The sequence below is a fragment of the Pseudomonas sp. SG-MS2 genome (assembly GCF_009933855.1).
GTDB classification, from domain to species: domain Bacteria; phylum Pseudomonadota; class Gammaproteobacteria; order Pseudomonadales; family Pseudomonadaceae; genus Aquipseudomonas; species Aquipseudomonas putida_E.
In genome coordinates this window covers 1-10,628 of sequence record NZ_MOMO01000204.1, presented here as the reverse complement: position 1 = coordinate 10,628, position 10,628 = coordinate 1, and the positions used below count along the sequence as shown (strand labels likewise).

The window sequence follows — 10,628 nt, the reverse complement described above, 5'->3', positions numbered from 1 at the left end:
ACCCCCAGCCGGCCGCCACAAAGTGGCCGAGCAAGCGCCAGCGTGCGGCGATGTGCCCGTGGTCATCCATGAAGCCGATCAGCGCAACCAGCCCCCCAGCCCCGAGCAGGCCGACCAGCAACCCGACCGCGACCACCCCGCTCCACCCCAGCACCAGCAGGGCGGCCAGGAATGTGATGACAAACGCCAGGCCGCCACCGCGTGGCGTGGGCAAGGTGTGCGAACTGCGCGCATTGGGGATGTCCAGCAAGCTGCGCGCCAGCGCGTAACGCCGAAGCCCTGCGGTCAGGGCTAGGGAAATGAGACCAGCAGCGATAATCAGCCAGATCATGGGCGGTGGGTTTCCAGAAAAGAGCGGGCGGTGGCGTCAAGCCCCTGCTGCAAGGTGAACGGGGGGCGCCAGCCCAGCAGCTGCTGATTCTTGGCAATGTCCACCTGCAACGACCCGAGCAAACGCTGGGCCAGGTCGTGCCGGCCGAGCAGATTGGCGGCGCGCTGGAGCAAGGCCGGGGGCACCGGCAACAGCCGCGCCGGGCGGCCGAGCGCACGCCCCAGGGCACGCAAGAGCTCGCTCAAGGAAACATCCTCACCATCGCTGGCCATGAAGGTCTGGTTACGGGCCTGTGGGTGATCGATGCAGGTAACCACAAGATCCACGAGGTTTTGCACCGAGACCAGGCTACGCCGGTTGTCGACAGCCCCCAGCGGCAAAGGCACCCCGCGCTGCACCCAGCGCATCATGCTGTAGAAGTTGGCTTTGACCCCAGGGCCATAGACCAGCACCGGCCGGATAATCACAACCTCCATGCCGGTGGCCAAGGCTAGCTGGCACAACGCCTGCTCCGCTTCATGTTTGGAAATGCCGTAGGCATCCAGCGGCATGGCCGCGTCATCGGCGCGCAGGGGCTGGCCCGCAATACTGGCCTCACCGTTGACCTTGACCGAGCTGATGAACACGAAGCGCCGTACGCCTGCCGCTGCTGCTTGCCGGGCGAGGTTGAGCGTGCCCTCGACATTGACCCGCCGGAACGCGGCCAGGCTGTCGGCGGCAGTTTCTTTCATCACATGCACGCGCGCGGCGGCGTGCACCACGGCATCGACGCCGGCCAAGGCTTCACGCCAATCGGTCGTGGCGGCCAGGTCGCCTACAGTGACCGCCGGTATGTCCGCCGGCCCCGTCCCAGTATGGCGCAAAGCCGCCCGAGGGGCGTACACGCCTATTGAAGCCAGCCTGCGGCAGAGCGCGCTGCCGACAAAACCGCTGGCGCCGGTGACAAGAATGGTTTGTCTATCCATGAGTGAACATCCAGCCCGCAGGCGTAACATTAGTGCACGTGCAGCCGGCCCCCTGGGAATCAGGCGTGGCCTTGCCTGCCTTGTAACAGGCTACGGTAAAGTTCGGCGTAAGAGGCGGCCATCAAAGGCGCGGTAAACACCTCTTCATAGCGCTGCAACGCCTTGGCCCCCATGGCCTGGGCCATGACTGGGGCGTCCCACAGGCGCTGCATGGCCTGTGCGAGCGCCGTGGCATCCCGGGGCGGCACCACCAGCCCGGTCTGATCGGCCAGGTTGATGAACGTGGTACCCGAGCCCATTTCACAGGAAATCAGCGGCTTGCCATACATGGCCGCCTCCAGCAGCGAAATGCCGAACGACTCGGAGCGCAGGTGCGACGGGAACACGAAGCCGTAGCACAGCTCCAGCAGCGCGGCTTTGTCTTCATCGGGCAGCCCGCCGAGAAAGTGCACATTTTCCAAACCCAGTTCGGCTGCCTGCTGCTTGAGCTGCCCTTCAAGGAAGCCCCCGCCCATGATCGCCACTGGCAAGCCATTGAGATTTGCGGCCTGCAGCAAATAGTCCAGGCCCTTGTAGTAGCGCAACGCACCGACGAACAGGAAAAACCGCTCACCCAAGCGCGCGCGCCAGTACGCCAGCTTTTGCGCCGATGCCTTGGGGTAGGTCGACCGGTCCAGGCCATAGGGGATGATCGCAACCTTGTCTTTGAAGCGCGTCAGCACCGGGCTATGCGCGGCATAGTTGGGCGATGAGGCGACAACCCGGTCCACGCTCTGGAAAAACTGGTGCATCAACGGCTGGTAGAGTTTGAGCAACCACTTCTGCTTGACGATATCCGAGTGGTAGCTCACCACAGACGGCTTGTTCACCCGTGCCATGAAATGCACAAGGTCCATGTACGGCCAGGGGAAATGGTAATGCACGATATCCGCCTGCCTGGCCAGCTCGGTGAAGTCTTTGAGCGCCGACAGCGAGAAGCCGGTAGAGGCCAGGTGCAGGTCAAGCTTGGCGCGGTGGGCCAGGTGGTTGGCCACCGGCTGGTTGCGCGCCGCCCCGCGGTTGCTGAGGTAGAGCACTTGCGAATCGATACCCTCGGCTCGGCAACCTTCGGCGATCTGGAAAATGACCTGCTCGATACCGCCCATGGAGTCGGGGTAGTAGGTTTTAAAAAAATGCAGAACCTTGATCATTGCCCTTCCCTGACTTTGCGGTAAACCTCGAGGGTGGCTTGCGTGCAGCGCTCCCACGAAAACCCGCCGGCATGGCGCAGCCCCTGCTCTACGGCGGCCGCGCGCCAGGCTTGATCCTCAAGCCCGCGCTGCAACAGCGCCGTCAGGCCGTCCACATCATCGGGCGCGCACATCAAGGCGGCCTGGCCTGCCACTTCAGGCAGCGACGAGCTGTTGGAACACACCACTGGCACCCCGGAGCTCATGGCTTCGAGCACGGGCAAACCGAACCCTTCGTAATGCGAGGGGAAGGCGAACAACCGGGCCCCGGCAAACAGCAACGGCAGGTCTTGGGCGGCAGCGAAACCCAGGTAACGGGCCCAGCCCTGCTGCTGCGCCTGGGCGATGCGGGCGTGGATCGCTTCGCTGCGCCAACCGTGGTAGCCGGTGAGCATCAGCGGCCAGCGCTGGCGCAGCGCCAGCGGCAACCTGCCGTAGGCATCCAGCAAGGTTTCGATGTTCTTGCGCGGCTCGATGGTGCCCACGAACAGGCTGTAACCGCCTGGCTCCAGGCCATGACGGGCAAGGGTTTCGCGGAGCATTTCGGGGCTACGCGGGTAGAACTCTGGCGAGCTGGCCAGCGGCACCGCATGGATGCGCTCGATGGGCCAGGCAAAGTAATCGGCCAGCTCCTGACGGGTGTAATGCGAATCGGTGATCAACGCATCGGCGCGCTCCAGCGTAAGCATGAGCTCTTTTTGCAGGTAACGCGCAATCTGCGGCGCATGGCAGTGCGCCCAGGTGAACGGTGACAAGTCGTGGAAGGTCGCCACACTGCGGCCGGCGAACGGCGGCAGGTAGTAATTGGGGCTGTGGTAGATGAATTCTTCATAGCCCTGCAAGGCCCGCTTGCGCAAAAAGGGCATCAGCCGGCGATACGCTTCGACCGCCAAGGCGTTCTTCTGCACGAAACGCTTGAGGCCATGCACGGCATCGGACTGGTCCGAAGGCTGTGGCAGGCCTGGCAGGAAGCGCCGCCCGGCAAACAGCTGCAGGTCGGTGATCTCGCTACTTTTCTGCAGCCGCGACGCCAGTTCGTAGGTATAGCGACCAATGCCGGTCAGCGGGAAGCGGATCGGCTCGACGGAAAGAATGAGCTTCATTTACCCGCAAGCATCCAACTCAGGGTTTCATCCAGTGTCGGGGTTTGCCAGCCGGGTACCAGGCTACGCAGCAGGCTGTTGTCGCCGCACAAGGTCTTGACCTCGTTGGCGCGCACAAAGGCCGGGTTCACCTGCACGTCGATCTGGTGCCCGGTAATGGCCGAGCACTTGGCGATGACTTCGCGCAGCGAATGGGTTTGCCCGGAGCTGACGTTCACCGTCTGCCCCAGCGGGCGCGCTTCGATCAGCCCTCGGTAAGCCTGCACCACCGCACGCACGTCGCTGAAATCGCGCCATACGTCGAGGTTGCCCAGTTCGATGGTGCCTGCTTTGCGGCTGAAGTGCGAAACGATCTTGGGCAGCAGGAAGTTTTCTGCCTGCCCAACACCGGTGTAATTGAAGGGCCGCGTGATGACGATTGGCAGGCGGTCGAACCACAACCGCGCCATGTATTCCATGGCCAGTTTGCTGACCGCGTAATCATTGGCGGGCGCCGGCGGCGTCTGCTCGCCCAGCATCCCTTCGGAAACATTGCCATATACGTTGGCACTGCTGGCAATCAGCACACAGTCCGGTGCCTTGCCGCAGGCTGCGATGGCTTCGAGCAGGTTGCGCGTGCCTACCAGGTTGACCTGGTAGAACGCATCGGCTGCGCCGTGCCCGACAAACGCAATGGCAGCCAGATGCACGATGACATCCGGCTGCACTTCGGCCAGCAACGCACGCAGGCCCGGGCCGTCGGTAAGGTCGACCTGGTGGTAGTCCGGGGCATCCAGCACCTGGCTGCCCGTACCGACTACTTCATAGCCACTGGCTCGCAACTCGGCCGCCATGTAGCGGCCGGTGAAACCCTGAATCCCTGTGATAAGCGCGCGTTTACTGGCCATTTGCATCAGAACGAGAACCCTTTTTCGTTACGACGCAGGTCGGCTTCGACCATCATGCGGCACAGCTCTTCCAGGTTGGTTTTTGGCTCCCAACCCAGTACTTCCTTGGCCTTGGCCGGGTTGCCGATCAGCAGCTCCACTTCGGCAGGGCGGTAGAATTTCGGGTTGATCACGACCAGCACCTTGCCGGAAGCGGCGCAGGTACCCTGCTCTGCCTCGTCCTTGCCGCTCCAGTTGATTTCGATGCCGGCGGCCTTGAAGGCCATGGTAACGAAGTCACGAACGGTTTCAGTACGGTTGGTGGCCAGTACGAAGGTGTCTGGCTCGTCAACCTGCAACATGCGCCACATGCCTTCGACGTATTCCTTGGCAAAGCCCCAGTCGCGCTTGGCGTCGAGGTTGCCCAGTTCCAGCTTGTCGAGCAGGCCGAGTTTGATCTTGGCTACCGAGTCGGTGATCTTGCGGGTCACGAACTCACGGCCGCGCAGGGGCGACTCGTGGTTGAACAGGATGCCGCTGGTGGCGAAGATGTTGTACGACTCACGGTAGTTGATGGTCATCCAGTGAGCGTACAGCTTGGCCACGCCGTAAGGGCTGCGCGGGTAGAACGGGGTGGTTTCTACCTGCGGGATTTCCTGCACCTTGCCGAACATTTCGGAGGTGGAGGCCTGGTAAAAGCGCACTTTCGGGTTGACGATGCGGATGGCTTCGAGCAGGTTGACCGCGCCCAGGCCGGTGATTTCGGCGGTGGTCAGCGGCTGTTCGAACGACACGCCAACGAAGCTTTGCGCAGCGAGGTTGTACACCTCGGTGGCTTCGGTGGTTTGCAGCAGGCGGATGCTGGCAGACAGGTCGGTGAGGTCGTACTCGACCAGGTGCAGGTTGGGGTTGGTGTGGATCCCCAGTTCCTCAATGCGCCAGAAGTTGACCGAGCTGGTGCGACGGTAGGTGCCATAGACCGTATAGCCCTTTTCCAGCAGCAGTTCCGCCAGGTAGGCGCCGTCTTGACCAGTGATCCCAGTGACGATTGCTTTCATGCGACTTAACCAACTCCGATAGTGCCGTGCGGGCATGCGTGATTATTAGACCGGCGCGGGCTATTCCTGCCGCGCACACAAATGTTCGGTGACGGAGTATACATCTGTTGGCCGAAGTGCTCGACTCAGAAAAAGCTTGCGCTGGTTAGCGGGTAGTTTTTGCTGGGAGGGGGGGGGCAGCGCCTGGGGGATAGCGCGCCGGGACTGGACTGTCGGCGCTTGAGTCAAGACCACTAAAAATTCTAAGACAAGCGCTTCAGAGCGCGGCATTCCCCCCCATAACGCTTTGCCTTAAATCAGCACCGTAGCGATATGCACCGACATGCACCGACTTACTTGCAGCGGACAGCGCAGCAGCCTCGCCATCAATACCCCCCATCTCCACCGAGCAGCTCTCAGACACCGGGCTCAACCAAACGGCTGCACTGTCCACGCTTTCCCGATTCAACTCCCTGCCCAAGCAATTGGACAGGAGCCAGCTGATGTAACTTCGCACAGCACCTTTCAACAGATCGCGTCACACATCAGTACTCCACCCACGGCATTGACCACACCGAAGGCAAAGCCTTTTTGCCATAAAACTAGAATCCTACCACGATAGCAAAGGATTGCGACTCATCCCAAGCACCGACCTTCCCGGCCAGTTCAGGCGAGGCGGAATCTTGACAAACTGTCACCCTTTCAAGCTGTTCTTAGGCAGCTACCTCTTCTTTATATGGGCTGCACACCCGAACAGAGATGGAGCCTCAGCCCCCACTCAACGACCCTCAACTTCCGACGCTCACTGCGTGAAGCATAAATTGGCGACAAGGGTCCCGGGGTAATCAATGGTTGTCTGGGCGCTCGTTGCCTGCAGCTGCGTCAGGGCAGCATCGTCCTATGCGACGCTGACCCGTGCTCCGGATTCTACCAAAAAACCAAGACGGCAAGCGCAAAGCATGGTGCATCAGACCAAGTAAGGTACCGAGTGCTACGTCACTGGTACGACTTCCCTTCCTCACCTGACTCATGCCCCGATCACGCTCGCCTCCCTTGCTCTTAGTCAAGCCATGCGCATGGATGATCGTGACATCGATAATCATGCACCGGTGCTACCGCAAGCCCTTTTCTAGCAAGTAGTTAATAATGGCTTCCAGAATATCTCCGCCAACTGGATCCTCCTTCGCAGGCGCAGGAAATTCATGGTCGTCGTGCCCTCGGTAGCCGGGCCACTGAGCGCCGACTGAAAAGGCTGCAGCATTGAGGCAATCTCGCAAAACCACTTTCCCCATGGCCGGATCACTCAGTAAAGACCTTTCTGCAGCAAATGAATGCGCATCATGGCTTCCAATGACGAGGGCTTCCGATCTCCACCTGCCTTAGGGCCAGGAGGCTTGATCAACTCCACTGACCCACCCTAAGGCACGACCGGTTAAGTCTCGGCCAGCAAGCGCTCATGACAGGGGCCTACTAGTAGTGCTTACCTAGGTACTTGAACTCCAAAAGCTAACCTTGACCCACGACAGGGGGATGGTTTTGGGTAACTGAACGGAGGGCTACTCCATCACAGGTCGGCTGCCTGTGCTGACTGGTTCGGGGCTTGGCTAGACCTTGACGGCTTTATTTTGAGAAAAATTACAATCAAAACATAAACATTTGTTTTTTGGAACAGTGTTGATCGATCATAGGAAAAGTGTGTAGGATTGCCTCAGCTTTACGCCTGTGGGTCCATCCCAGAAATACACGGACAACCCATGTCGTGAGGTGTTTCCCCTCAAGGGCCACTCCCTTTGATGGGAGTGGCATCAGGCTGGGCTGACGGGCCCGTGGGAAAAGAGCCTGACTGTCGAATCGACTTAATTCTTGGAGAAGTATTGAACATGGCAACTCAAGCTCAACTCACAGCAGTTCAACAGTTGTACGTCGGTTACCTGGGCCGCGCAGCTGACGCTGAAGGACAGAAATTCTGGGCCGATGCCATCGCTAACGGCACTGCTACTATCGCTTCTGTAGCCACTGGCTTCACCCTGAGCGCCGAATACAAAGCTGCTTATGCTGGCCTGGATTCTGCTGCCCTGGTTGACAAAATCTACAACAACGTTCTTGGCCGCTCGGCTGATGCGGAAGGTAAAGCGTTCTGGGTTGATGCTCTGGCGAATGGCACTGTAGCCACAGACACCCTGCTGGCCACCATGATCACCAACCTGGGTGCTCTGGACCAACAAACCATCAATAACAAGGTTTTCGTTGCCCAGACTTACACTGACACTGTTGGTGCGGACTACAATCCAGAAGCTGGTAAGCAAGTTCTCGCTGGCGTTACCAACGATCCAGCCACCGTACAGGACGCTATCGACCTGATCAACACTGGCACTCTGCCAGGCGGCGTTCCAGGCCTGGGCCTGATCAACGCTGTGGTTTCTGCTGAAGCTGCCGTTACTGCCTACGAGAAAGAAGTTGCTACCAGCAACGCCACTCTCGACGATAACACCGACGGCGTTGTAACTTCGGCTGAAGCCGGTGCTGCCCTGACTGATGCTGAAGCGGCTCGTTTCGACGCGGTTACTGGTGTTTCGACCAAGTCGACTGGCGTTCTGGCCGCTGAAGCTGCTGACGCTGCTACTGCTACCGCCGCCGCCAAAGCTGCTGCTTCTGCCCAAACTGATGGCGCTGCTGCCGTTGCCGCCTTCGACAGCGCCGTTGCAGCCAAAACTGCCGCTGACGATGCCGTTACTGCCAACGCAACTGCTGCCGCCTCCGCCGCTGCCGGTCTGCACTCCGCCCTGGGCGTTGATGGCGCAACCGTTACTTACGCTACCTTGAACGCTGCAGCTGGCGGCGCAGCCTTCGCTACTGCTGCTGACGTTATCGCCTTCCTGGCAGATAGCACTTCGAACCCACTGCACCGCGCCGCTCTGGTCACCGAGCTGAACAAGGTTCCTACTTACGGCGCTGAAGTCGTTAAAGAAGGCAACCTGGAGCTGGCGGCCGCCAAGGCTAATATTGCACTGAGCGATGCCACTACTGACCTGCAGGCCATCGATAGCGACGCTGGTACTGCTGGTAGCGAAGGTCAAGACTACATCGACGCAAAAACCGCTCAGGTTGCTGCTGACAAGACGCTGGCAGATGCCAAAGCCGCTGACGAGAAAGTAGCCGCCATTCAGACCGTTGTTGACAAGTTCGACTCTCTGGAAAAGGCTGTAGCTGACGCCCAAAAAGCACTGACCGACTTCGGCACCGAAAACGCCGCCAAGGTTACCTTCCACGATATCGCTGCCGGTACTGTAACTGCGGACGCAAAATCGGACGTCTTCTACTTCGCCGATAAAGCTGCCGGTGCAGACGACCTGACCGTTAACAGCTTCGGTTCTGGCGACTCGATCGTTCTGGGCTCGAGCTTCACCCAGGGCGCCATCGGCACTGCTGACAGCAACAAGCTGGAGTTCTTCCTGGTACAAGGCTCTGCTGGCGTTCAAGTTGTAGTGGAAGGCGTAGAGTACGCTAATGCCTCTACCACCGTTGACGCTTCGGGCAACGTAACTGCTTCCCCTGAAGCATCCGTTATCACCCTGACTGGCGTTTCGCTGGCTGACATCGCTGTCAACAACGGCGTTATCACCCACGTCTGATTTGTCAGCGTGACATCGCTTTAGCGGCTTGCCGCTGAGTGAAGTGAAAAACCCGCATCGCAAGGTGCGGGTTTTTTTATGCCTCCACCACCCCGCCTCGCTTCGCCAGTTCGTACAGCGCACTGAACAACGGGCCTTCCTTGCACTCCGCAGGACGCTTACCTGACAGGCTCGCCGCGCTGCTTTCGTTAGCGCAGTCAAAGGCGACTGCCTGGATGGCACGATCTTCACAGCTGGCATTCGCCTTCACCTCCCCGCGATGCATCGGATTGACCTCCAAAAGGTCACAGATCCCCTCAATCCCATTGAGCCGGGTCAACTCAACATCGTTTAAGCAAAGCCACTTGCCGATATCGGCCAGCGACTGCCTGAGAGCAAGCACTTTTTCCCGATGAACGGCGCGAGATCTAGCTGATCGCCTTGTCCCCGAACGCATCTTTTTCCGACGAGCGGCGGTGAAACTGAAGGAATTCGTCCTGTCGGGCTGGCTCACAAATATCCCACTTATTTCCCCCTCAAGCACCGCTCCAAGGTGTCTAGCATAGCGCTTTGCGACAATCAGCCTGCTCCGAAGAGTTAGATCAGGCGAGTACAACAGCTGACGCAGTCGTTCCGCGTACTCAAGCTTCAGTTTCATGGGCGAACTCCTTTCGCCGGAGGCAGGGCTGGCTTGGATTCGATGAACGAGCTGGAGCTATTCTCCCCGCCGATATGGCGGAAGTACTCGATCTCGACCTTGGCGCTGTCGATCAATACCCGACCGATATCCGAGACCGATTGGGCACGCTGGACTTCCTTCTGAAGGTTTTCGTCACTGGCTTCGCGGACCGCCTCGAGCTGGGCGAAAAGATGGTCACGCAGGTCGCTGAGCTTATTTTTCATTCCTAGTCTTCCTCTTGATCTCTTTCTTCAGTTCGTTCTGCAGGTGGAGGATGTCCACGATCTCCTCCGGCAGGTCCTTGTAGTGCTTGTTACGGCGCAGCTGGTTTTCTGAGAATGTTCTCAGGCACAGGTTATCCAGCTCCGTGTTCCTCACGTTTCCGTCCTTGGCGGCGACAATCATCCCTTCGGGGACCGGCCCGTTCGCTTGCTCCCATACGTGTGTATGCAGAGGCTTCCAAACGTCTGGCTGGGCAACTTTGATCAGGATGTATCGACCCTTCCTGTGGGTTGCCCCTATCGGCCTAGGTTGCTGGCCAGGCTGTATGCCCTGTGCTTCGCAGGTCGCAAGGAATGTCTGTCTTGATATTGCTGATCGGTGCTCTCTTGTCTTCGTGATACCGAACCCGGCCGCTCGCAGCGTAATGGCCGTTTCCGTGCGGCCTGGCAGCAGGACGCAGAGTTCTTTGTTAGTTGTGCTGGGGTAGAGCAGGCGTAAAAGCTCATCCTCTGCCTCAATGGCACTTGGTCGCTGATCAACTGCGCGAAAAGTACCCCAAGATCGCAACGCTCATGGACGGCTGCG

The 10,628-nt window shown here is 59.4% G+C and carries 9 protein-coding genes and 1 pseudogene; 1 reads left to right on the top strand and 9 read right to left on the bottom strand.

Annotated features, from left to right (window positions below; translation table 11 throughout):
- From BLX42_RS17175 to gmd, 6 genes and pseudogenes are all read right to left on the bottom strand, one after another.
- Positions 1–331, bottom strand: a pseudogene (locus BLX42_RS17175) (glycosyl transferase); the annotation flags it as partial.
- Complete coding sequence (locus BLX42_RS17170) at positions 328–1,296, bottom strand: SDR family oxidoreductase (protein ID WP_046786633.1); 969 nt, start codon at positions 1,294–1,296, stop codon at positions 328–330. The pseudogene BLX42_RS17175 and the gene BLX42_RS17170, both read right to left, overlap by 4 nt.
- A gap of 59 nt (positions 1,297–1,355) precedes the next feature.
- Entirely contained in the window at positions 1,356–2,486 is a 1,131-nt protein-coding gene (locus BLX42_RS17165; RefSeq protein WP_046786634.1) for a glycosyltransferase family 4 protein, read from the bottom strand.
- Positions 2,483–3,628 (bottom strand): glycosyltransferase family 1 protein, encoded by a 1,146-nt coding sequence (locus tag BLX42_RS17160; RefSeq protein WP_161872241.1) that lies wholly within the window; start codon positions 3,626–3,628, stop codon positions 2,483–2,485. The genes BLX42_RS17165 and BLX42_RS17160 overlap by 4 nt, the downstream gene beginning before the upstream one ends.
- Positions 3,625–4,521: a GDP-mannose 4,6-dehydratase gene (locus BLX42_RS17155; protein WP_046786636.1), complete on the bottom strand. Its 897-nt coding sequence runs from the start codon at positions 4,519–4,521 to the stop codon at positions 3,625–3,627. The genes BLX42_RS17160 and BLX42_RS17155 overlap by 4 nt, the downstream gene beginning before the upstream one ends.
- On the bottom strand, positions 4,521–5,552 hold the full coding sequence (gene gmd / locus BLX42_RS17150; protein ID WP_161872240.1) for a GDP-mannose 4,6-dehydratase: 1,032 nt from the start codon (positions 5,550–5,552) through the stop codon (positions 4,521–4,523). The genes BLX42_RS17155 and gmd overlap by 1 nt, the downstream gene beginning before the upstream one ends.
- Positions 5,553–7,411: 1,859 nt before the next feature.
- Here gmd and BLX42_RS17145 point away from each other — a divergent pair.
- Positions 7,412–9,163, top strand: coding sequence for a DUF4214 domain-containing protein (locus BLX42_RS17145; RefSeq protein WP_161872239.1), 1,752 nt, complete (start codon positions 7,412–7,414; stop codon positions 9,161–9,163).
- A 76-nt stretch (positions 9,164–9,239) separates the two neighbouring features.
- Here the strand turns inward: BLX42_RS17145 and BLX42_RS17140 are convergent, their stop codons facing one another.
- The 3 genes from BLX42_RS17140 to BLX42_RS17130 are packed head-to-tail and all read right to left on the bottom strand — an operon-like array spanning position 9,240 to position 10,610.
- Positions 9,240–9,800 (bottom strand): hypothetical protein, encoded by a 561-nt coding sequence (locus BLX42_RS17140; RefSeq protein WP_161872238.1) that lies wholly within the window; start codon positions 9,798–9,800, stop codon positions 9,240–9,242.
- Positions 9,797–10,045, bottom strand: a complete 249-nt coding sequence (locus BLX42_RS17135) for a hypothetical protein (protein WP_046788373.1) — start codon at positions 10,043–10,045, stop codon at positions 9,797–9,799. Before BLX42_RS17135 ends, BLX42_RS17140 begins: the two co-directional genes overlap by 4 nt.
- On the bottom strand, positions 10,035–10,610 hold the full coding sequence (locus BLX42_RS17130; RefSeq protein WP_161872237.1) for an HNH endonuclease signature motif containing protein: 576 nt from the start codon (positions 10,608–10,610) through the stop codon (positions 10,035–10,037). The genes BLX42_RS17135 and BLX42_RS17130 overlap by 11 nt, the downstream gene beginning before the upstream one ends.
- Positions 10,611–10,628 lie beyond the last annotated feature (18 nt).